This window comes from Rhodococcus sp. 14-2483-1-2, from assembly GCF_002259405.1.
Lineage (GTDB): Bacteria > Actinomycetota > Actinomycetes > Mycobacteriales > Mycobacteriaceae > Rhodococcoides.
This window is the reverse complement of the sequence record NZ_NPFW01000007.1, coordinates 1-20,022: the sequence shown is the minus strand read 5'-3', so window position 1 is coordinate 20,022 and position 20,022 is coordinate 1. Positions and strand designations below refer to the sequence as shown.

The 20,022-nt window shown below is 65.1% G+C and carries 22 protein-coding genes; 13 read left to right on the top strand and 9 right to left on the bottom strand.

The genetic code is table 11. The annotated features are described in order from the left end of the window. Positions 1-22: 22 nt before the first annotated feature. The 3 genes from CH295_RS04775 to CH295_RS04765 all read right to left on the bottom strand — a co-directional run bounded on the left by CH295_RS04775 (position 23) and on the right by CH295_RS04765 (position 2,951). Positions 23-844: an ABC transporter ATP-binding protein gene (locus CH295_RS04775; RefSeq protein WP_094739934.1), complete on the bottom strand. Its 822-nt coding sequence runs from the start codon at positions 842-844 to the stop codon at positions 23-25. After that, positions 841-1,839 carry a FecCD family ABC transporter permease gene (locus tag CH295_RS04770; RefSeq protein ID WP_502694464.1) on the bottom strand — a complete coding sequence of 333 codons (999 nt, stop codon included), beginning with the start codon at positions 1,837-1,839 and terminating at the stop codon, positions 841-843. The genes CH295_RS04775 and CH295_RS04770 overlap by 4 nt, the downstream gene beginning before the upstream one ends. 65 nt (positions 1,840-1,904) lie before the next feature. Then, entirely contained in the window at positions 1,905-2,951 is a 1,047-nt protein-coding gene (locus CH295_RS04765) for an ABC transporter substrate-binding protein (protein ID WP_094632922.1), read from the bottom strand. 165 nt (positions 2,952-3,116) lie between these two features. On the opposite strand from CH295_RS04765, the gene CH295_RS04760 reads away from it, so the two are divergent. Further along, a complete protein-coding gene (locus CH295_RS04760; RefSeq protein ID WP_094739933.1) occupies positions 3,117-3,536 on the top strand; it encodes a nitroreductase/quinone reductase family protein in 420 nt (139 codons plus the stop codon). A gap of 15 nt (positions 3,537-3,551) precedes the next feature. Here the strand turns inward: CH295_RS04760 and CH295_RS04755 are convergent, their stop codons facing one another. Continuing rightward, positions 3,552-4,220 (bottom strand): NAD(P)H-dependent oxidoreductase, encoded by a 669-nt coding sequence (locus tag CH295_RS04755; protein WP_094739932.1) that lies wholly within the window; start codon positions 4,218-4,220, stop codon positions 3,552-3,554. A 78-nt stretch (positions 4,221-4,298) separates the two neighbouring features. On the opposite strand from CH295_RS04755, the gene CH295_RS04750 reads away from it, so the two are divergent. The 5 genes from CH295_RS04750 to CH295_RS04730 all read left to right on the top strand — a co-directional run bounded on the left by CH295_RS04750 (position 4,299) and on the right by CH295_RS04730 (position 8,896). Beyond that, positions 4,299-4,871: a TetR/AcrR family transcriptional regulator gene (locus CH295_RS04750; RefSeq protein ID WP_094739931.1), complete on the top strand. Its 573-nt coding sequence runs from the start codon at positions 4,299-4,301 to the stop codon at positions 4,869-4,871. Between the two features lie 58 nt (positions 4,872-4,929). Continuing rightward, a complete protein-coding gene (locus tag CH295_RS04745) occupies positions 4,930-5,460 on the top strand; it encodes a hypothetical protein (protein WP_037194391.1) in 531 nt (176 codons plus the stop codon). A gap of 181 nt (positions 5,461-5,641) precedes the next feature. After that, positions 5,642-7,117, top strand: a complete 1,476-nt coding sequence (locus tag CH295_RS04740) for a PepSY-associated TM helix domain-containing protein (protein WP_252341906.1) — start codon at positions 5,642-5,644, stop codon at positions 7,115-7,117. Beyond that, complete coding sequence (locus CH295_RS04735) at positions 7,114-7,680, top strand: copper chaperone PCu(A)C (protein ID WP_094739929.1); 567 nt, start codon at positions 7,114-7,116, stop codon at positions 7,678-7,680. Before CH295_RS04740 ends, CH295_RS04735 begins: the two co-directional genes overlap by 4 nt. Further along, the gene (locus CH295_RS04730; protein WP_094739928.1) at positions 7,673-8,896 is read left to right on the top strand and encodes a Dyp-type peroxidase; all 1,224 of its coding nucleotides are present in this window, start codon (positions 7,673-7,675) and stop codon (positions 8,894-8,896) included. The genes CH295_RS04735 and CH295_RS04730 overlap by 8 nt, the downstream gene beginning before the upstream one ends. A 28-nt stretch (positions 8,897-8,924) precedes the next feature. Here CH295_RS04730 and CH295_RS04725 read toward each other — a convergent pair whose 3' ends face one another. From CH295_RS04725 to CH295_RS04715, 3 genes are read right to left on the bottom strand one after another with little or no spacing between them, the layout of a single operon-like run. Next, positions 8,925-9,527, bottom strand: coding sequence for a TetR/AcrR family transcriptional regulator (locus tag CH295_RS04725; protein ID WP_037194399.1), 603 nt, complete (start codon positions 9,525-9,527; stop codon positions 8,925-8,927). 26 nt (positions 9,528-9,553) lie between these two features. Then, positions 9,554-10,714: a TIGR03364 family FAD-dependent oxidoreductase gene (locus CH295_RS04720; protein ID WP_094739927.1), complete on the bottom strand. Its 1,161-nt coding sequence runs from the start codon at positions 10,712-10,714 to the stop codon at positions 9,554-9,556. Between the two features lie 27 nt (positions 10,715-10,741). Further along, the gene (locus CH295_RS04715; RefSeq protein WP_037194403.1) at positions 10,742-11,455 is read right to left on the bottom strand and encodes a GntR family transcriptional regulator; all 714 of its coding nucleotides are present in this window, start codon (positions 11,453-11,455) and stop codon (positions 10,742-10,744) included. 108 nt (positions 11,456-11,563) lie between these two features. On the opposite strand from CH295_RS04715, the gene CH295_RS04710 reads away from it, so the two are divergent. From CH295_RS04710 to CH295_RS04685, 6 genes are read left to right on the top strand one after another with little or no spacing between them, the layout of a single operon-like run. Further along, complete coding sequence (locus CH295_RS04710) at positions 11,564-12,262, top strand: phosphonatase-like hydrolase (RefSeq protein WP_037194405.1); 699 nt, start codon at positions 11,564-11,566, stop codon at positions 12,260-12,262. A gap of 56 nt (positions 12,263-12,318) precedes the next feature. Beyond that, the gene (locus tag CH295_RS04705; protein ID WP_037194408.1) at positions 12,319-13,287 is read left to right on the top strand and encodes a phosphate/phosphite/phosphonate ABC transporter substrate-binding protein; all 969 of its coding nucleotides are present in this window, start codon (positions 12,319-12,321) and stop codon (positions 13,285-13,287) included. After that, positions 13,287-14,093, top strand: a complete 807-nt coding sequence (phnC, locus tag CH295_RS04700; protein WP_170945751.1) for a phosphonate ABC transporter ATP-binding protein — start codon at positions 13,287-13,289, stop codon at positions 14,091-14,093. The genes CH295_RS04705 and phnC overlap by 1 nt, the downstream gene beginning before the upstream one ends. Continuing rightward, complete coding sequence (gene phnE, locus CH295_RS04695; protein WP_094739926.1) at positions 14,090-15,682, top strand: phosphonate ABC transporter, permease protein PhnE; 1,593 nt, start codon at positions 14,090-14,092, stop codon at positions 15,680-15,682. Before phnC ends, phnE begins: the two co-directional genes overlap by 4 nt. Next, positions 15,658-16,674 carry a zinc-binding dehydrogenase gene (locus CH295_RS04690; RefSeq protein WP_094739925.1) on the top strand — a complete coding sequence of 339 codons (1,017 nt, stop codon included), beginning with the start codon at positions 15,658-15,660 and terminating at the stop codon, positions 16,672-16,674. The genes phnE and CH295_RS04690 overlap by 25 nt, the downstream gene beginning before the upstream one ends. A gap of 47 nt (positions 16,675-16,721) precedes the next feature. After that, positions 16,722-17,519 carry a DNA-formamidopyrimidine glycosylase family protein gene (locus CH295_RS04685; RefSeq protein WP_094739924.1) on the top strand — a complete coding sequence of 266 codons (798 nt, stop codon included), beginning with the start codon at positions 16,722-16,724 and terminating at the stop codon, positions 17,517-17,519. A gap of 119 nt (positions 17,520-17,638) precedes the next feature. Here CH295_RS04685 and CH295_RS04680 read toward each other — a convergent pair whose 3' ends face one another. Both CH295_RS04680 and CH295_RS04675 read right to left on the bottom strand, forming a co-directional pair. Further along, entirely contained in the window at positions 17,639-18,358 is a 720-nt protein-coding gene (locus tag CH295_RS04680) for a GAF and ANTAR domain-containing protein (RefSeq protein ID WP_094739923.1), read from the bottom strand. A gap of 219 nt (positions 18,359-18,577) precedes the next feature. Then, positions 18,578-18,748 (bottom strand): CsbD family protein, encoded by a 171-nt coding sequence (locus CH295_RS04675; RefSeq protein WP_027495724.1) that lies wholly within the window; start codon positions 18,746-18,748, stop codon positions 18,578-18,580. A 149-nt stretch (positions 18,749-18,897) separates the two neighbouring features. Here CH295_RS04675 and CH295_RS04670 point away from each other — a divergent pair, with 149 nt between their 5' ends. Next, a complete protein-coding gene (locus tag CH295_RS04670; RefSeq protein WP_094740266.1) occupies positions 18,898-19,881 on the top strand; it encodes a YihY/virulence factor BrkB family protein in 984 nt (327 codons plus the stop codon). The last annotated feature ends 141 nt before the right edge of the window (positions 19,882-20,022 follow it).

Sequence of the window (20,022 nt, the reverse complement as noted above, 5' to 3'; positions counted from 1 at the left end):
GGGGACTGCAATCCGATGCCGATCAGAGGCGAGAAACCGCTGTCACGCTGGTGTCCTGCTTCCCATCGACGGTCTCGTACCCGGCCGCTGCATCGAAGCGGATGTGCACTCGTCCGTCGTCCCCGTCCACCGAAACGCGCGCCCGCACTCGATACACCTCGGCGATGAGTTCTTCGGTCAGCACGTCCGCAGGTGTGCCTCCTGCGACGACCTTGCCGTCTTGGAGCACCAACACCTCGTCGCAGAACATCGCGGCCAGGTTCAGGTCGTGCAGCGCAACGATGCTGGTGATCGGCAGACGAGCGACGAGGGCCAGTAATTCGAGCTGGTGATGGATGTCGAGGTGGTTGGTCGGCTCGTCCAGCAACATCTCGCGGGGCTGCTGGGCGAGAGCGCGTGCGATATGCGCCCGCTGCTGCTCACCGCCGGAGAGCGTGCGCCACAATCGATCCGCTTTGTCGGTGAGTCCGGTCTGCGCGAGCGCATCGTCCACGGCGATGTCGTCCAGGTCGCTTCCACCGAACGCCCCCCGATGCGGGATGCGTCCCAGACGCACGACATCGCCGACCGTCACGTCGACGTCGGTGTGCGCGTGCTGCCCGACGACCGCGACGGCGCGGGCAATGTGTTTGCGCTTGAGCGAAGCGAGCCCGGTGCCGTCCAGTTCGACGGTGCCTGAGGTGGGCGATACCGCCCCGGCCAGCAGGTGGAGCAGTGAGGACTTTCCGGAACCGTTGGGCCCCAACAATCCCACCGTTCGGCCGGGCGCGGGGTGCAGCGTCACTCCGTCGACGACCAGAGAGCCGCCGCGTTTCCAGGAGACGTTCGACGCGTGCAGTGTCATCGAATTCCCCTCTTACGGGCCATGATTGCGATGAAGGCGGGAACGCCGACCAGCGCGGTCCCGACGCCCACGGGCAGTGGGGTCGGGGCGAACGCGACTCGGGAGAGGGCGTCGACCCACACCATGAAGATCGCGCCGATGACGGCAGTGGTGGGCACGAGGCGGCTGTGGTTGGGACCCACCAACAGTCGCGCTGCGTGCGGAAGGATGAGGCCGACGAAACCGATGGCACCGGCCACGCTGACCAACGTCGCGGTGATCAGGGCGGTGCCGACGAGCAGAGCCGAGCGGACCCTCTTGACATCGAAGCCGAGCGAAGACGCCACCGAGTTGCCGAACGCGAACGCGTCGAGCACATACGCGTAGTAGCAGCACACCACCGCGCCGATGCCGGCCACGGTCACACACAGCACGACGTCGTTCCATCGCACACCCTCGAACGAACCGAGGAGCCAGAACATCACGCCGCGCGTCTCGTCCGAGTCCGCGAATGCAAAGATCACGAAAGACGTCAGGGCCGAGAACAATTGAGTGGTCGCGACACCGGCGAGGATGACGCGATCGTTTCCACTGCCGGACATTCGGGCGAGAAACAACACCAGTCCGAACGCGACGAGCGCCCCGATGAACGCACCACCGGACAGCCCGAGTGCGGCCCCGCCGATACCGAGAACGCCGACCACGACGGCACCCGTCGAGGCGCCCGAGGAGACGCCGAGTACGAACGGGTCCGCCAGCGGATTACGCAGGAGCGATTGCATGATGACACCGCAGATGCCGAGTCCGACGCCACTGGCTGCGGCGACGAGCGCACGGGGGAGTCGCTCCTCCCAGATGATCGCGTTCTTCGATACCTTCACCGGGATGTCGGTGACGCCGAGATGGTTGAGCACCACATCGCGCACGTTGACCAGTGAGATGTTCGCCGGCCCGAGGGTGATGGCGACGAGGATCGACACCACGCACAGCACGACACCGCCCAGCAGGGCAGCCACCCAACGCCACAGGTGGCGGGAGGTCTGCGATCGCTGGGCGATGCGCGGGCGGGTGATGGTCGCGGTCAGGACGACAGTCCCAGGTCGCGCAGTCCGGCCGACACCTTTTCGACGCCGTCGACGGCCCGAATCGACGGATTCATCTCTGCACCGTGCAAGGAGATGTAGTGCTTGTCTCGGACGGCGGCCATCGTGCTGGTGACGGGGTCGGACTCCAGGAATGCGATCTTGTCGGCGAGCAGGTCACCGGGAAAGCGGTTGCGCGCCAGGTCGCCCAATACCAGGACGGTCGGATCCCGATCCACCATGGTCTCCCAGCCGACAGCAGGCCAGTCGTCGTCCGTATCGGCGAAGGCGTTCGTCATGCCGACCGATCTGGCGAGTAGATCTGCCGATCCCCGTCCGCCTGCGATGTACGGACTCTTGGTGTCCGCGAACCAGAATGCCACGGAGACATCCGATTCGGCCGTGGTAGCGGTGGCGTCGGCCATGCGGGTCTTCAGTTCGTCGACGAACTCGGCACCGCGCTCGTTGACGTCGAAGATCGCTGCGAGTTCGGTGATCTCCTGGTACAGCGACTCCATCGTGAGCGGCGTCGTTCGGGTGTTGCCTCCGTTGACACTGCGGCCGGCGTCGCAGTCGGTGGGTGAAAGGTACGTGGCGGCACCGGTTTCGGTGAAGCGTGACCGCTGAGCGACGCCACCTTGCTCGAAGTGGCGTCCGAACGATGCGGTGACGAGGTCGGGTTCGGTATCGACCACGACCTCGTAGGTGGGGGCGTTGTCGGCCAGTCGGGGAACCGAGGCGTTCGCGTCGGCGAGGTTCTCGCGGACCGGATCGGTCCAGGACGCGGTGCCCACCATACGGTCCTGCACACCGAGTGAGAGAAGGATTTCGGTGGAGTTCTGGTCGAGCGAGACCACGCGCTGCGGGGCGGAGTCGAAGGTGACCGTTTCGCCGCAGTTCTCGATAGTCAGCGGATAGGACGTCCCACCATCGGTGGCTTCCGCGGCCGCGTCCGGCACCTCCTCGGATGCTCCGCACGCGACGAGCGATCCGACCAGGGCGGCAGCGGCGGCGAGGGTGCCTGCGCGGCGACGAACATCGAGCATGTGAGATTGTCCTTCGGGTTCAGACAGCAACGAGCCGTCGGGGATCGCCCGACGGCGGTGCGCACCGAGGTGCGTATGAGCACAGGCTAACCTTTGGTTCTCATCGATGGAAATCGCAGGATGCGATCACGTCCGGTGCGACGTGCTGCGCGTCATACTCGTTGTATGGCCGACTTCAACCAGATGATCATCGATGAGTTCCGCAGCAACGGCGGACATGTGTCCACGGCGGGGTTCGGCGATGCGCTCGTCGTTCTGCACTCCATAGGTGCCAAGAGCGGCGAGGTTCGGTTGAACCCCTTGATGGCGATCCCGGAGGGCGAAAGCTGGCTGATCGTCGGGTCGGCCGCCGGCTCACCCAAGGATCCTGCCTGGGTGCACAACCTGCGCGCACACCCGGCAATCGACGTCGAGGTTCCCGGAGACGGTGCCGTCCGCACCATCTCGGTGACCGTGTCGGAAATCCCCGACGACGAGTGGGACGCGAACTGGCAGAAATTCTTGGACGCGTCCGAGGGCTTCGCGAAGTACGTCGAGACAGCCGAGGGGCGACGGTTCCCGATCTTTCGGTTGACGCCGGCCTGACCGGACGATGCCTCCTTACCGGTTCTGCATCGCAGCAACTCGATTCGAGTCGGCCAGTGCCGGCGTGTGACGAGTGTCGACGCTCGGTGGCCGATGTCGTGTCCGACCGGCAACAGCGATACCGATATCGGTGATCTGGGCAGCGAGGTCGTCCCGGTCTCTGGTGTCCGACTCGTACACGAATGTGGTGGAACCGACTGTGGCTCCGCAGTATTGGACGATACCGCGCTCGATCTGTGTGCGGAATGCGTCGTACACGCCGTGGCGTTCGAAGCTCTCGGCGTCGTCGCCTGCGATCACCACCAGGTGGACGGTGAGGCGATCCAGCTTCTTGACGAACTCGACTCCCGGGCTGTACTCGTACGCCCATCCGCTGACGAAGACGCGATCGATCCACCCTTTCAGCAGGGCGGGCATCGACCACCAGTACATCGGGAAGACCAGAACCAGGTGGTCGGCTCGGTCGATTCTCTGTTGCTCTGCAACTACGTCAGCAGGCACGGTTCCGTTGCCGCGGAACAGATTCAGGTCAGCTGTGGAAAATCGGGGATCGAAGTTCTCCGCAGCGAGGTCGGCCGTCTCGACCGTGTCGCCCGCGGTGCGGATCGCGTCCGAAATGGATCCGGCGGCACGGTGGGTGAGGGAGTCGGGATCGGAATGGGAAACTACGACAAGTGTGGTCATGGCTGGTTCCTTCGATGAGGCGAACGGCTATGTACCAAGAGTAGGTTACTATTCGTATATAGCGCAAGGAGGCCCGTGATGGCTCGGACGAGACTGTCCAGATCGGACAGATACGACCAACTGGTCGAGGTCTCGTGGGCTCTCGTGCGGGCCGAGGGCGCCGACGCGCTGACATTGGGCCGGCTGGCCGAACACGCCGGTGTTGCAAAGCCCGTGGTGTACAGCCACTTCGGCTCACGTGCGGAATTGCTCGCAGCGTTGTTCACGGAATTCGACGACCGGCAAACGGCCATGCTCGAGGAATCCCTCGACGCCGCATCGGTGTCGCTGGACGGCCGCGCACGGGCGATTGCGAACTCCTACGTGGGTTGCGCTTTGGCTCAGGGGCGGGAGCTGACGGGTGTGCTTGCTGCGCTGGAAGGTTCACCGGAACTCGAACAGGTCAAGCGCGCTGCCGAGCGGGCGTACTCCGAACGTTGCCGAGCGATACTCGAGCCGTTCAGCATCGGTGGTATCTCGACGCCCGCGCTCACGGCGATCTTCGGTGCTGCGGATGCGTTGTCACATGCCGCTGTCTCGGGGTCACTCACCCGTGACGAGGCAACCGAGGAGCTGACGGAGTTGATCGTGGCCGTCGTGGGTAAGTCCTGACTGCTCGCCGGCCCGCTGCGTGCTACTACGACGAGTAGTTGGTAGTAGTATCCCGTTCATGTCTGCCACCACGGATGGGTTCGCGCCTCTGCGCGGTGCCTCCGTGGGCGCGCTGTCCGCACTGGTCACAGCCACGGCACACACCTTCGGCGGTGGGATGTTCCCCTCGGACGCGGCGATAGTGCTGCTGGTGCTCGTGTGCGCGGCGGCCGGATACGCGACATCGGTGGCACCGACAGCGGGAGCACCCCGGGCGCAGCTGCTGGTCGTTCTGGCCACGGCGCAGGCGATCGGTCACCTGCTGCTCACCGCCGTCGACGGTCACCATCACGGTTCGATGCTCACCCAGCAGATGCTCGCCGCGCACGCCGTTGCCGTTCTGTTCGGCGCACTTGCCATCCGCGGAGCCGAGCACGGAATCCGGCGCGCGGTCACCTCGCTCCGCGAAACACTGCCGATGCTGGCAGCGCTCGTCGTCGACGACAATCGTATCGCCCCACCACTCCCGGTGTACCGGATCCCGGGATCACCACGACTTCTCGACCTTTCGGGCTGCGGAAACCGCGGACCACCGGCTCGGACTGCCTGAGCACACCCCACTGTCTCGCCCGCCCTGCTCGTCAGGCGTCGGGTAGTGGGTTGCTGCCGCATTCGACACCGCACATCGCACTCTCGGTGATTCACGCTGCCTCCGCGCGGCCCGGTCCCGTAGGCGATGCCACCTCGCGCACATCCGCGCGCCCACTCATCTCTTCACGAAACGAGACCTCGTGTCCACACCCGAAATGGAACGCGTCGCCGATCCTTCCCCGCCCACCCGTCCGACAAGCCCTCGCAGCTGGCGTCCGCTGATCCTGCGGCTGCACTTCTATGCGGGCATTCTCGTTGCACCGTTCATTCTCATCGCCACCATCAGCGGCGGGCTGTACGCCGTCGCACCGACCATCGAACAACTCATGTATCGGGACTACCTGCACGTCGACGCCACCGGCCCGGCCGTGCCGGTAGCGGATCAGATACGCGCAGCGCAGGCCGAACGACCCGATCTCACCGTCGCCGCCGTTCGCCCCGCAGCCGAAGCAGGCGACACCACCCGAGTGATGTTCACCGACCCCACCCTCGGTGAATCGAAGCGGCTGGCCGTCTTCGTCGATCCCGCGACCGCGACCTCCATGGGCGAGCTGACGGTGTACGGCTCGTCCGGCTCATTGCCTGCGCGTACCTGGATCTCCGAGCTGCATCGCCATCTGCACCTGGGTGAACCCGGTCGCCTCTACAGCGAACTCGCCGCCTCGTGGCTGTGGGTGATCGCGCTCGGCGGCCTCTACCTGTGGTTCGAGCGCTATCGACGCAACCGCGACAAGGCACGACTGCTCACTTTCGATCGCAAGTCGAATGGGCGCAATCGGTCGTTGAACTGGCACGGAGTGGCGGGAATCTGGATCGCTGTGGGTCTGATCTTCCTGTCCGCCACCGGACTCACGTGGTCCACCTACGCGGGCGAGAACGTCACCGACCTCCGCACGGCGCTGAGCTGGACCACCCCCGCCATCACCAAGACCATCGGTTCCTCCGAGGCGACGACGACGGGTGACCACTCCGGTCACGGCGGTCATTCGATGGACATGTCGGCCGACGCGTCGATGACCGACGACAACGTCGGTCGCATCGATTCGGTCCTCGGCATCGCGAAGGCCAACGGTATCGACGGGGCGGTGGAGGCGTCGATCCCGGCGTCGGACGACGCAGCGTTCGTCGTCGCCGAGACCCGTCAGCCCTGGGTGATGTCGAACAACTCCATCTCGATCGACGGCAGTACCGGCACGGTGATCGACACCCTGTACTTCTCCGACTGGCCCCTTGCTGCCAAGCTCTCGGCCTGGGGTATCCAACTGCACATGGGGACTCTGTTCGGTGTAGCCAATCAGCTTGCGCTGCTTGCACTTGCGGTCGCTCTGGCATCGGTCATCGTCCGCGGTTACATGATGTGGTGGAAACGCCGTCCCACCAAGGCAACCGGCCTCACTGCGGGGCGTCCCCCGCTGCGCGGCGGCATTCGCCGAATCTCACCGATGTCCGTCGTCGCACTGACGGTTGTCGCGGTTGCTGTCGGCTGGTTCGTCCCACTCCTCGGGCTGAGCCTGGTGGCGTTCCTCGCCGTCGACGTGGTCCTCGGCTCGATCCGTCGAGCACGGACCAGAACCGCCAATGCTGCTGCCTCTCGACACGAAAGCGAACTCGCATGACACTCTCCCGACGTACCTCGACCATGTTGGCCGCACTGTCGGTCACCGGTCTGATCCTCACCGGATGTTCCAGCAACGAGCCGGTCGCCGCGGCGAAGGAGTCCGATTCCGTTGTCGTCCGCGAGCAATGGGTCAAAGCCGCCGACTCCGGTATGACCGCGGCGTTCGCCGAATTGCAGAACACCGGCGACTCCGATGTGCACGTGGTCGGTGCGTCGTCGCCGGCGTCGAGCACAATGGAACTGCACGAGATGGCAACCGGGGCCGACGGAGCGATGGTGATGCGTCCGAAGGAGGGCGGCTTCGTCATTCCGGCGGGCGGAACGCATGTGCTCGCCGCGGGCGGCGACCATCTGATGCTCATGGATGTGACCTCTCCGCTCACTCCAGGAGCCGACGCGGAGTTCACTCTCGAGTTCGAGGATGCGTCGAGTACGACGTTCACCGCGCAGGTTCGTGACTTCTCCGGTGCCCAGGAGAACTACGAGCCGGGCAGCATGGACATGGACATGGACATGGACATGGACGGGTCGGCAACCCCTGCCCCGACACCCGGTGGCTGACAACGACAACCGGTCACCACGCTCGCTGAGCCGGCGACGTCTCCTCGGTGGAGGCGTCGCCGCGCTCGGAGTCGCGGGGGTGGGAGCCGCGACCGGTTACGGAATCATCGGCAACCGGGCCGAGGAGACGGCCACCGGAGGTGACACGGTGCCGTGGCGTGGCCTGCGTCAAGCGGGCATCGATACGGTTCCGCCACAGGCACACTCGACGTTCGTCGGGCTGACCTTGCACGATCGAGTCGGGCGCGACGAGCTGATCGGGATTCTGAAGGTCTGGACCGAGGACATCGGACGGCTCACTGCCGGTGCACCCGCGCTGGCCGATACCGAAGCCGAACTGGCGCTTCGGCCCGCACGCCTGACGGTGACCGTCGGACTCGGCCCCGGCGTGTTCGATGCGATCGGTCTGCCGGATCGGCGGCCGTCGTGGCTGGCACCGCTTCCTGCCTTCGGAATCGACCGTCTGGAACCGGAATTCACCGGTGGAGATCTGCTGCTGCAGGTGTGCTCGGACGATCCTGTCACCGTTGCACACGCCCTTCGGGTACTCACCAAGAACGTTCGCTCGTTGGTGACGATCGCCTGGACGCAGCGCGGGTTCCGGCGCTCGCGGGGTACCGAGGAATCGGGCACCACGATGCGCAATCTGATGGGGCAGGTCGACGGTACCGTCAATCCGAAGGCCGGAAGTACCGACTTCGACGGCCTGGTCTGGGACGACGGCAGCGACCAGCCCTGGATGCAGCACGGAACGTCGATGGTGTTGCGTCGCATACGAATCGAGATGGACACCTGGGACGAACTGGACCGACCGGGCCGGGAGTTGTCGGTGGGGAGAACTCTCGACACCGGTGCCCCGTTGACCGGAACCGCAGAGTTCGACGAGGCCGATTTCGACGTGACGGATCGATTCGGCATTCCGGTCATCCCGCCGTCCTCGCACATCGCGAGGGCACGGCACCTTCACGACGGCGAGCGAATCTTCCGGCGGGCGTACAACTACGACGATCCACCTGCTCCCGGTTCGGTATCGAACTCCGGGCTGCTGTTCGCGAGCTATCAGCGCGATGTGCTGACCCAGTTCCTACCGATTCAGCAGCGCCTCGACGAGTTCGATGCACTGAACGAATGGACGACGCCGATCGGGTCCGCGGTGTTCGCGATACTGCCGGGAGTGGTCGACGACGGCTATCTGGGTCAGAGCCTGCTCGGGTGACTGCGCCGACAGGTGCGGATCCCGCGACTCAGAACGAGGTTGCCAGGGCGACGCCGAGCGCGGTCAACGTGTCGACGAACTCGGCTTCGGTGAATGTCAGAGTGCCGCGCAGCCATCGGTCGAGAAGTTCGGTCGTCCCGGCGATCATCAGCACGGTGGCTGCCTCGGCGCGGGGGTCCGCAGGATCGGCGTCGAGCACTGCTTTCATCAGCAGTGGGGTGAACCTGTCGACCATCTGTCGGCGCCGGTCCTCGAGTGCGGGATTGGCCGACGCCTCGGTGTACAGCAGGGAGGACCGTGGATCGGCGGTGAGAGCGCGCACCAAGGCCGCGGCGGTGTGTGCGACGCGTTCTTCCGTCGATCCATGTTCCTGCTCGAGCTCGTTCAGTGCGGTTCCCACGGTATCGATCACGTCGTCGAGTGCAGAGACGAGGATGGCGTCGCGGTCACCGAAGCTCTCGTAGAAGTAGCGCTTGGAAAGGCCGGCGCGGGCACAGATGTCGTCGACCGTGACGGTGGAGACACCGGACTCCGCTACGGCGTCGAGGCACGCGTCGAGCAGCTTCTCGCGTCGCTCACGTCGACGTTCGTCGGCGGCGACGCCTCGGTAGGGACGAACGACGGGCGGCATGGCTACATCTTGACACGAAGATGTGCTCAGTTGTGCGCGGTGAGCCGAGGGCGGGTCTCTCGCCGCGCGACCGGGGTCAGAGCGCTGTCCACGTTGGACAGCGCAAGGCCCATGGCTGTCGTCATGCCTATTCCGGTGGTGACGGTGGCGACGTACACGCGATCGACCGGTTCTTCCAGCAGGAACTCCGAGCCCGGTGCCGAGCAGTACGTTCCCTGCCACCGCTCCGTGACGTCCACGCGGTCGACCCCGAACAGGGCCTTCGCTTCGGTGACCAACACCTCGAATCCGCGCTCGCTCTGGAACGGCGACGCGGTGATCTCGCGAACATGTGTGTCGCCCAGCAGGATCGAGCCGTCCGGTTGCGGGGTGTACATCTGGTGCAGGTCGAGTTCGACGTACTCGGGATACTCGGCCTGCAGGCGGGCGGCGACGTCTGCGACGGCCGGCAGGTTCTCGAAACCCGAGTACCGGAGCAGGGACCAGCCGGTGAACAGTGGGGTGGGCAGCGGCGCACGCAGCGGCAGCGTGGCACGCAGCATGTGCAGCCTGCATCGCACCAGTCCGCCGCGTTCGGCGCTCTCGGGAAACAGGCGATCGATGTCGTGGTTGACGGTGACGAACGTGGTGCCGGCATGCAGCTCGCCGCGCGAGGTGTGGACGACACCCGGGGTGAACGACGTTGCAGCGGTGCGCCAGTGGAAGTCCACCCCGGAGTCGGCGAGCCAGCGCGCGATGGCAGGTGCGGCGGCACGCGGGTCGACCTGAACATCGGTCGGCATGTACATGCCGCCTACGACGTCGGCGTGCGCGATGGGCAGTCGGCTCGATATCTCGGCGCGGTCGAGCAGTTGTACCTGCTCCTTACCTCGCAGTTCGGCGAACTGCTCGAGCACCGTGTATTCGTCCTCGTGCCGGGCAACACAATGCGTCCCCGCTTCCGCAGCCCAGAAGCCGGCCTTGCCTGCAAGGTCGAGCCAATGACTGCGGCCGACTCGAGCGTATTCGAGTGCAGTGCCGGATTGCGCAGTGATGCAGGCGTGTCCGAAATTCTGCACCGAGGCACCTGCGACACGATCGGCATGATCGACCACCGCCACGGTGAGCCCACGCCGATGGGCGTGATAAGCGTGTGCGAGACCGACGATGCCGGCCCCGACGACCACGACGTCGTACGTCGATGTCATGTCAGGCGTCTTTCTCGAGAGGTCATGTCAGGCGTCCATGACAGCGGTGAAGGTCATCCGGTCTCCGCGATAGAGCGATCGTCGGTGTTCGATGGGAACCCCGGCCGTGTCGTAGGAGACGCGGCCGAGCAGAAACATCGGTGTCCGGGTGTCGACGGTGAGCAGTGCGGCTTCTCGGGCATCGGGGAGGACGGTTTCGATGGTGTCGACTACGCGTCCGAAAGCGATTCCCCGTGCGGCCAATTCGGCGTACAGCGAGGAACGGTGATCGAAACTGTCCTGCAACCCGGGAATCCGATACGCGGGAATGCGAGTCGTCTCCAGTCCGACTCGGACGTCACCGGTGGTGAAGACGCGTTCGAGTTGGACCACCTCCGAACCGGTCTCGATGCCGAGTAGTTCCGCCAGAACGTCGTCGGCTCGGAACACGTCCCAACCGACCAGGATTCGGGTAGCGCTCATACCCTTCTCGCGTGCGGCCTCGGTGTACGAGCCGACGGCCAGCGGCAGCACCACTTTGGGTTCGGCCACAACCGTCGCACGGCCCCGTCGTTCGATTCGACCGGCTACCAACAGTTCTCGGATGGCTTGACGCAATGTCTCGCGGGACACGTCGTATCGATCGGCGAGATCGCGCTCGGAAGGAAACGCATCGCCCGCCGACATGCCGTCGAGCATGGCGTCGAGACTTCTGCGGACGATCTGGTGCTTGAGTACGCGAGGTTCGGTGTCCACGACCATGGACCAACCATAGCAGTAATTGGTCTAGACCTATTCGTCGTACGACGTTCACGGCCTGTTCACCCGAGTTCCACGTATTGGTCTATACCAAACGGCAGTGTCTCCCTCATGCCGAACTCCACCAGCCCGAACACCCGCACGGCCTTCGAACTCGTCGTTCTGGACATGGCCGGAACCACGGTCACCGACGACGGTCTGGTCCTCGAATCGTTCGATGCCGCTGCCACCGCCGTCGGACTCGCCGACGCCGGTCCCGAACGTGACGAGGCCCGCCGCTATGTCCTGGACACGATGGGCCAGTCCAAGATCGAGGTGTTTCGTGCACTGTTCGGAGCAGAGGACCGTGCTCAGGCCGCCAACCGTGCCTTCGAGTCGGCGTACGACGCTCGCATCGACGACGGGGTCTCACCCGTACCCGGTGCGGCCCAAGCGATCACGAAGCTTCGCGAATCCGGAGTCGCCGTCGTTCTGACGACCGGATTCTCGGCACCCACCCAGAACCGCATCATCGACGCGCTCGGCTGGCGGGATCTGCCCGACGCGTTCCTCGCACCCGGGAGCGCCGGTCGCGGCCGTCCGTACCCCGATCTCGTCCTGTCGGCCGCCCTGCTCGCCGAGGTGACCGACATGTCCGCCGTCGCCGTCGTCGGTGACACCTCCAGCGACATCCTGTCCGGCCGCCGCGCCGGCGCATCTCTGCTGATCGGTGTGCTCACCGGAGCTCACTCCGAGAATCAGCTGCGCGAGGCGGGTGCCACCCACGTGCTCGACAGCGTCGCCGACCTTCCGCCCGTCCTTCTGCCCTGAACAGCTCTGCCCCGAACAACCACCACACTCGAACGTCACCGAACGGAAACCATGCCATGATCACCACCTCTCGCCGTCGTGCCGGAACCGCCGCAGCCGTGCTCTCTGCCGCGGCTCTGGTCGTAGCCGGTTGCTCGGGCTCCTCCGAGGGAGCCACCACCGAGCAGGGATTCCCCGAAACCATCACGCTCGCTGCAATTCCCGCCGAGAACTCGACGGATCTGAAAGCCAGCTACGACCCGGTCATCGAGCGGCTCGAGAACGAGACCGGAGCGACCGTCGACTTCGTCCAGGCCTCGGACTACGCCGGTGTGGTCGAGGGCTTGATCGCGGGCAACGTCGACATCGCGTTCTTCGGTCCCTTCGCCTACGTCGTTGCCGGAATCAACGGAGCCGACATGACGCCGCTGGGTGCCGTCGTTCAGGACGAGGCAAGTCCGCCCGGATACCAGTCCTACGGAATCGCCCGTTCGGACAATGCCTCGGTGAACGGTCTCGCCGACTACGCAGGCAAGAAGGTCTGCTTCGTCGACCCGAGCTCGACCTCCGGGTTCCTCTATCCGACAGCGGGACTGATCGAGGACGATGTCATCACCTCGGGTTCGGAGGCAGACATCTCCGCCGCCATGACCCCGATCTACGCGGGCGGGCACGACGCATCGGCACTTGGAGTCAAGGCCGGTGACTGCGACGCCGGGTTCGCATTCGACACCATGGTCGACCGCACGATGATCGACAACGGCGAGCTCGCACCGGGTGAGCTCAAGACGGTGTGGAAGTCCGAGATGATCGCCGGATCGCTCTTCGCGGCCAACAACGACCTCGGCAGCGAGGCCATCGCGAAACTCCAGGACGTGTTCAGCGAGGGCATGAACTCGGATGCCTTCATCGCCGACGGCATCTGCGCCGAGGAATGCCGCATCACCGACGAGGACGCCTGGGGCGTCGTGCCGGCACAGGACAGCGACTACGACGGCGTGCGCCACGTATGCGAGGTCACCGGTTCCGAGAAGTGCCAGGGCTGATGAAATCCGCACCGATGGACCCGCGCGACGTGGTGGTCAGCGTCCGCAACGTCACCAAGACGTTCGGGTCGACCACCGCGCTGCAGGACGTGAACCTCGACGTGCACCGCAGTGAAATGCTGGTACTGCTCGGGCTTTCCGGCTCCGGCAAGTCGACGCTGCTGCGATGCATCAACGGTCTGCATCCCGTCACCTCGGGGAGCGTCACTGCACTCGACATTCGCGTCGACCTCGCGAACCGGCGCCGAGTACGCGAACTGCGCCGAGACGTCGGGTTCATCTTTCAACACTTCAATCTCGTGGGCCGGTTGAGTTGCCTCGAGAACGTACTCGTGGGTGGCATCGGCCGCCTGTCGATTCCGCGCTACGGCGCGCTCACCTACCCGAAAGCGATGCGGGAGGAAGCCAGGGCGTGCCTCGACCGAGTCGGGTTGGCGGACTTCGCCGAACGCCGCGCCGACACTCTGTCCGGTGGTCAGCAGCAACGGGTGGCAATCGCGCGAACCCTGATGCAGCGTCCGCGGATCGTGCTCGCGGACGAGCCCGTCGCCTCACTCGACCCCGAGAACGCAGGCGTGGTCATGGACTTGTTGCAGCGAGTGTGCAGTGAAGAGAAGCTGACCGTGGTGTGCACCCTGCATCAGGTCGATCTCGCGCTCGGCTGGGCGCATCGCCTCGTGGGTCTGCGAGACGGCCGGGTGGTGCTCGATCGCCCCGCCGTCGGTCTTCGGCGCGAGGACATCATGCCGATCTATCAGAGGATCGCGCCCGACCCAGGGAACATGACCACGGTGGCACCGACATGACCGTCACCGTGGAACCGAAGCCCACGAACGTTGCAGTACAGGATCATCCGCGGCGACGTCGATGGTTGTTCCCGGCGCTGGGTGTCGCCACCCTCGTTCTCACCGTGCTCTCGGCGGGCTACATCGACTTTGCGCCTACGACCTTGATCGACGGTCTGGAGGATGTCGGCAACCTACTCGAGCGGATGCTGCCGCCCCGCGTCGACGACACCGGCAGGATCGTCTCCCTCGCGCTCGACACACTGCTCATGGCGGTACTGGGCACTGTGCTCGCCGCGATCGTCTCGGTACCGCTGGCGTTTCTCGCGGCGCGGAACACCTCGCCGCACCCGATCCTGTACAGCATCGCTCGCGCCGTCATCACCTTCTGCCGGGCGATGCCGGATCTGCTGTTCGCGGTGCTGTTCGTCAGGGCGTTGGGAATCGGTGTGCTGCCCGGCATCCTCGCGCTCGCACTGCATTCCATCGGCATGCTCGGCAAATTGTTCGCCGACGCCATCGAAGAGACCGATGTGGGACCGCGAGAGGCGCTCCGTGCCGCTGGCGCCGGTTACTACCGGGAGATGATCAACGCCGTTGTTCCGCAGGTTGTTCCGGCCTGGATCGGAGCCTTCGTCTATCGAATCGACATCAACCTGCGCATGTCGGTGGTCCTCGGCTTCGTCGGGGCAGGCGGTATCGGCTTCGCCCTTCAGGACGCTCTGCGCGGACTGATCTACCCGCGTGCTCTCGGAATCGTGCTGGTGATCCTGGTGATCATCGCCGCGATGGAATTGGCGGCGATGGCTCTTCGCCGCATGCTGCTGGTGCCGTCCGCGGCAGGCCCACAGCGCGATCGACTGATGCGAATCGGGGCGTCGGCCGTGCTCGTCGTCGCGGTCGTGGCGTCCTTAGTGGTCCTCGAGCTGGATCCGCGGTCGCTGCTGACGTGGATCGGACCGTCTGTCGAGGTGTTCGGGCGAATGGTCCCACCGGATTTCTCCGCACTGGGAGCGGACCTGTTCGACGCCGCCGTGCAGACCGTCGCCATCGGAGTCGTGGCCACCGCAATCGGAATCGTACTGTCCATACCCGTCGGAGTCCTGGCTGCGCGCAACGCAACTCCGCATCCCGCGGTGTACTGGGTCGCGAGATCCTGGATCCTGCTGGTTCGCGCCGTCCCCGAACTCATCCTCGCCGTTGTGTTCGTTGCAGCGCTCGGACTGGGTCCGGTGGCGGGAACCTGCGCACTGGCCATCGGATCCGTCGGATTCCTGGGCAAGCTCGTCGCCGATGCGATCGAGGAGATCGACCCCGGTCCCCTCGACGCGGTGGCGTCGGTCGGTGGCGGGTGGTGGAACCGGACTCTGAGTGCCGTTGTTCCTCAGGCCATTCCGTCGATGGTCGGTTCGAGCCTGTATCTGCTCGACGTGAACATTCGGACCTCCACGATCCTGGGGATAGTCGGTGCAGGCGGTATCGGCTTCCTGCTCTTCGAGTCGATTCGTACCCTGAACTTCGACGTCGCCGGTGCAATCGTTCTCGTCATCTTCGTCGTCGTGTACATCGTGGAAAGGATCTCCGGATGGATCAGATCACTGTTGGTCTGACGCAGGCCGCTGTCTGGACGGGGAGCGGGATCGAGATGTGGGACATAGGAATTCCCGCTCTCGAGCCGGGAGGCCTGCTGGTGCGAGTCGACCTCGCCACGGTGTGCGGCAGCGACCTGCACACCGTGTCCGGGCGACGACACGGTGCGTGCCCGTCTGTACTCGGGCACGAGGCCGTCGGTCGTGTGGTTGCCGTCGGTGACGCGACGTCGGCTGCGGAGGTGGGGGATCGGATCGTCTGGTCGGTGACCGTGCCCTGCGGCAGGTGCAGTCGATGCGTCCGCGGGTTCACGGCCAAGTGCTCGTCCGTGCGCAAGGTGGGCCACGAGTCTGCCGAGAGCACATGGGTTCTCAGCGGCTCCTACGCTCGACACATCGTGCTCCCGCGCGGAACCGCAGTGGCCCGGATTCCCGACACCATGCCCGACGCCGTCGCCGCGCCCGCAGCGTGTGCGACGGCGACGGTGATGGCCGCTCTCGACGCCGCCGGTGTCGTCGACGGCCGACGGGTACTGATCGTCGGAGCAGGAATGCTGGGGGTCACCGCCGCCGCGGCGGCGAGCGAGCGAGGAGCAGCGGTGTCGGTTCTCGATCGAGACCCGGCGCGGCAGAGACAAGCTCGTGTATTCGGGGCCGCGGAGGACGACGGTGAACGGACGGATGTGGCCATCGACTTCTCCGGATCGTCCTCGGCCGTGCAGGCGGCCCTGGGGCGACTCGACATCGGTGGGCGGCTCGTGCTCGCCGGATCCGTCGCGCCGGGTGCACCCATCGCCGTCGACCCCGAAGCAGTGGTGCGGAACTGGCTGACGATCACCGGAATCCACAACTACGAGCCTCGTCACCTCCACCGGGCTGTCGCCTTCCTGCACGACACCGGTGCGAAGTATCCATGGGAGACCCTCGTCGAGGCGCCGGTGCCCTTGGCGGAACTCGCGTCGGTGTTGCGGCCGACGCCGTCGGGCATCCTTCGGTCGTCGGTTGCACCGTGAGGAGCGGCGTCGGATTGCGTTTTCCGTAGCCGGGATACACAGCACGCATGCCCGAAGGTGACACCGTGTTCGTATTGGCCGCGAGATTGCGTCGAGCATTGGACGGCGCATCGTTGCGGGCCGGAAGGCTTCAGGTGCCCGCGCACGCAGTGGAGAATCTGGCCGGCCGGACCGTCGTCGCGCATCGGACGCACGGCAAACATCTGCTCACCGATTTCGACGACGACACCACGCTGCACACGCATCTGCGGATGAGCGGATCGTGGACGGTCGTGCGGGCCGGTCGCTCGATTCCGCAGCGCATCCGACCCGACGTGCGCGTCCGGCTCGCCACGGTCGACGGGCCCACGGCGTACGGAATTCTGCTGCCGGTCGTCGACTACGGACACACGCGGGACATGAACGCGCTGATCGCGCATCTCGGACCGGACCCGCTGCATCCGACGTTCGACGCCGAGCGCGCAAGTGCCAACATTGCCGCCCAGGGACGGCGGCCGATCATCGCGACGTTGCTGGACCAGCGGGTGATCGCCGGGCCGGGAAATCTGTGGGCGAACGAGCTCTGCTTCCTCCGAGGGATGTGGCCCTGGACGCCGTCGAGTGATGTCGACGCGCAGAGATCGGTCGCGTTACTCGAGCGAGCGATGCGTCATTCGGCGACAGTTCCCGGTGCGATGCAGGTGACCACCGGAGACACACGAAAGGGCCGTGCGCACTGGGTCGCCGGTCGAGCCGGAAAGCCGTGTCTGCGGTGTGGAACGTCGATTCGGGTGGTCGCGGAGGTTCCCGGTGACCCCGATCGGCGTCGGACATGGTGGTGTCCGAGGTGCCAACCGGAGCAGTAGCGACGAGCGGTCGATCGCTGTTGTCTCAACGACATAACCGCCCGCGGGTATCGCGTGTTGTCTGCCGATACCACTGACAGCCATTCCTCGTGAGCAGAGAATCGAAACCCGTCGGGTCGTCAGAAGGTCGAGTTCGTCGGGTGATCGGTCTCCACCAGGTCACGAGCCACACGGTGCAGAGGGAGATTCTGTTGCTGTGACAGCTTGGCCAGAAGATCGAACGCCTGCACCGCGTCCAGGTCGTAGCGCTCCATGATCATGCCCTTGGCCTGGCCGATGATGTCTCGACTGGCCAGGCCGGTCCGGAACTGCTCGTTGTCGCGGGCGCTGAGCATCGCGATGGCGGCATGCGCTGCGAGGGCTTCGCCGATCTCGACCGCGTCGGCGTCGAAGGCCCCCTGCTCGCCGCTGTAGAAAATCAACGCACCGAGGTCATCGGCATTGCTGAAGAGCTGAAACGCCGCCAAGGACTTGAAGCCCTCTTTCACGGCCAGAACCGCGAACTCCGGCCATCTCGGTTCCGCCGTGAGGTCGTGCGATACGACGACGTCGAAGTGGCGAACCTCGGTGGGAATCGGGCCTTCGTCGAGCTCGTACTGAAGCCGACACAGCTTCTCGGCAAGGGGGTCGGTGGACGCTACGACGGTACGCACGCCTTTGCGCACCGTGGTGACACATCCCACGGTCGCGCCCGGGATGAGCCGGATCGCTGTGCGCAGAATCTCGCTCACCGTCTCCGGCATCGACCGACGAGTGTCGCGCAGGGAGCGCGCGAATTCGGCGAGCGACGATGCGGGGGAAGACCCGGGAAGCTGTACACCGGTCGATGGTTGCGACATTCAGAGAGTCCTCTCGCACAAGACCTCCGCCGCCTTCGCCGGAGAGATCCACGAACACGCCTTCTGCTGGACGCCCGTATCGGCCGACAATGTCGACTCCGTGCACTTTATACGTTGTCATCAGGAGGTTGTACCTAGAACCGAAGTGCATCGGCAGCGACACCCGAGAATGCAGCGAGGGCCGTCGATCCGGAGATCGACGGCCCTCGCGAATGCGACCTACTTGAAGGTGTCCTTGATGTTCTCGCCGACCTTCTTCACGCCTGCCGAACCCTGGTCCTTCTTGCCCTCGGCCTCGAGGTCCTTGTTGTTGGTGGCGTCGCCCACAACTTCCTTGGCCTTGCCGATGGCATCTTCTGCAGCGTTCTTGGCCTTGTCGATGAAGCTCATGTGAGTTCCCTTCTCGTTTCGTGCGGTGTCAGAAGTTGGTCGAGGCTCGAACCGAAAAGCGCACGCCGGGTCGCTGAGATCTGGGTCACACAGGATACGTGCGCGGGCAACGTTTCCAGCAGCGGCGCGGCGGATACATTCGATCGATGATGGTCGGCAAGGTGGACAGCTTTCAGCGCAGACACCCGTCGGCGGGTTTCCCGCTCGCGGTTCTGTACAAGTTTCTCGACGACCGAGGTGGATATCTCGCGGCTCTCATCGCGTACTACTCGTTCCTGTCGTTGTTTCCGTTGTTGCTGCTCTTCACCACCGTGCTGGGAATCGTTCTGGCCGGTGACCCGGAACTGCAGACCCGCATCATCGATTCGGCAATGAGCCAGATCCCCGTCATCGGTGATCAACTCGGTCAGCCGGATCGACTCAGCGGCGGAACAACGGCCATCGTCATCGGCGTGGTGGGGTCGCTGTACGGCGGACTCGGGGTGTCACTGGCCGCGCAGTACGCGATGAACACCGCATGGTCCGTCCCGCGAAACGAACAACCGGATCCGATCAAGGGTCGGCTGCGGGGGCTGCTGCTGCTCAGTACCGTCGGCACCGCCATCATCGGCCTGACCGTTCTCAACGGAGTCGCATCCTCGGGCGTGTTCGGGTTTGCCGGCGGTGCACTGGCACTCGTCGGAGCGGTCGTGGTCAACGCCGTGGTCTTCACCGCTGCGTTCCGAATCGGGACCGCTCGCGCCCTGAGCGTGCGCGAGGTTCTGCCCGGTGCCGCGATCGCCGCCGTGATCTGGCAGGCGCTGCAATCGTTCGGCGGCATCTACATTCGCTATGTCGTCGGCAATGCCAGCGCCAGCAACGGCATCTTCGCGATAGTCCTCGGTCTGCTCGGTTTTCTCTACGTCTCGTCTGTGCTGATCGTGCTGTGCATCGAAATCAACGCCGTACGCGTCGACCACCTACATCCCCGGGCACTGTTGACACCGTTCACCGACAACGTCGAACTCACCGAGGGTGACAAGAACTCCTACACCGGCCAGGCAGAAGCGCAGCGCAACAAGGGATTTCAGGACATCACCGTCACGTACGATGAGCCGGATTCGGTGACGGAAGAGGACTCGCCGAGTAAGTGAGCCGACCGCGTCGGCGGGGGGCAGGGGGGCAAACGCGCGCGCATTCGTCAGGTGCGCGCGGAATAGCGAGGTGATCGGGCGCGAAATCGCGCGCGGATGGCAAACGCGCGCGCATTTGCGGGGACTGGGGGCGGCGGGGAC

Coding starts and splice junctions, on each gene's coding strand:
- CH295_RS04685 (WP_094739924.1), top strand. CDS start 16,722: ATGCCCGAAGGTGACACCGTGTTCGTATTGGCCGCGAGATTGCGTCGA.
- CH295_RS04680 (WP_094739923.1), bottom strand. CDS start 18,358: ATGTCGCAACCATCGACCGGTGTACAGCTTCCCGGGTCTTCCCCCGCA.
- CH295_RS04690 (WP_094739925.1), top strand. CDS start 15,658: ATGGATCAGATCACTGTTGGTCTGACGCAGGCCGCTGTCTGGACGGGG.
- phnC (WP_170945751.1), top strand. CDS start 13,287: ATGAAATCCGCACCGATGGACCCGCGCGACGTGGTGGTCAGCGTCCGC.
- CH295_RS04725 (WP_037194399.1), bottom strand. CDS start 9,527: ATGCCGCCCGTCGTTCGTCCCTACCGAGGCGTCGCCGCCGACGAACGT.
- CH295_RS04745 (WP_037194391.1), top strand. CDS start 4,930: ATGTCTGCCACCACGGATGGGTTCGCGCCTCTGCGCGGTGCCTCCGTG.
- CH295_RS04775 (WP_094739934.1), bottom strand. CDS start 844: ATGACACTGCACGCGTCGAACGTCTCCTGGAAACGCGGCGGCTCTCTG.
- CH295_RS04720 (WP_094739927.1), bottom strand. CDS start 10,714: ATGACATCGACGTACGACGTCGTGGTCGTCGGGGCCGGCATCGTCGGT.
- CH295_RS04755 (WP_094739932.1), bottom strand. CDS start 4,220: ATGACCACACTTGTCGTAGTTTCCCATTCCGATCCCGACTCCCTCACC.
- CH295_RS04760 (WP_094739933.1), top strand. CDS start 3,117: ATGGCCGACTTCAACCAGATGATCATCGATGAGTTCCGCAGCAACGGC.
- CH295_RS04670 (WP_094740266.1), top strand. CDS start 18,898: ATGGTCGGCAAGGTGGACAGCTTTCAGCGCAGACACCCGTCGGCGGGT.
- CH295_RS04715 (WP_037194403.1), bottom strand. CDS start 11,455: ATGGTCGTGGACACCGAACCTCGCGTACTCAAGCACCAGATCGTCCGC.
- CH295_RS04735 (WP_094739929.1), top strand. CDS start 7,114: ATGACACTCTCCCGACGTACCTCGACCATGTTGGCCGCACTGTCGGTC.
- CH295_RS04705 (WP_037194408.1), top strand. CDS start 12,319: ATGATCACCACCTCTCGCCGTCGTGCCGGAACCGCCGCAGCCGTGCTC.
- CH295_RS04765 (WP_094632922.1), bottom strand. CDS start 2,951: ATGCTCGATGTTCGTCGCCGCGCAGGCACCCTCGCCGCCGCTGCCGCC.
- CH295_RS04750 (WP_094739931.1), top strand. CDS start 4,299: ATGGCTCGGACGAGACTGTCCAGATCGGACAGATACGACCAACTGGTC.
- CH295_RS04675 (WP_027495724.1), bottom strand. CDS start 18,748: ATGAGCTTCATCGACAAGGCCAAGAACGCTGCAGAAGATGCCATCGGC.
- CH295_RS04710 (WP_037194405.1), top strand. CDS start 11,564: ATGCCGAACTCCACCAGCCCGAACACCCGCACGGCCTTCGAACTCGTC.
- phnE (WP_094739926.1), top strand. CDS start 14,090: ATGACCGTCACCGTGGAACCGAAGCCCACGAACGTTGCAGTACAGGAT.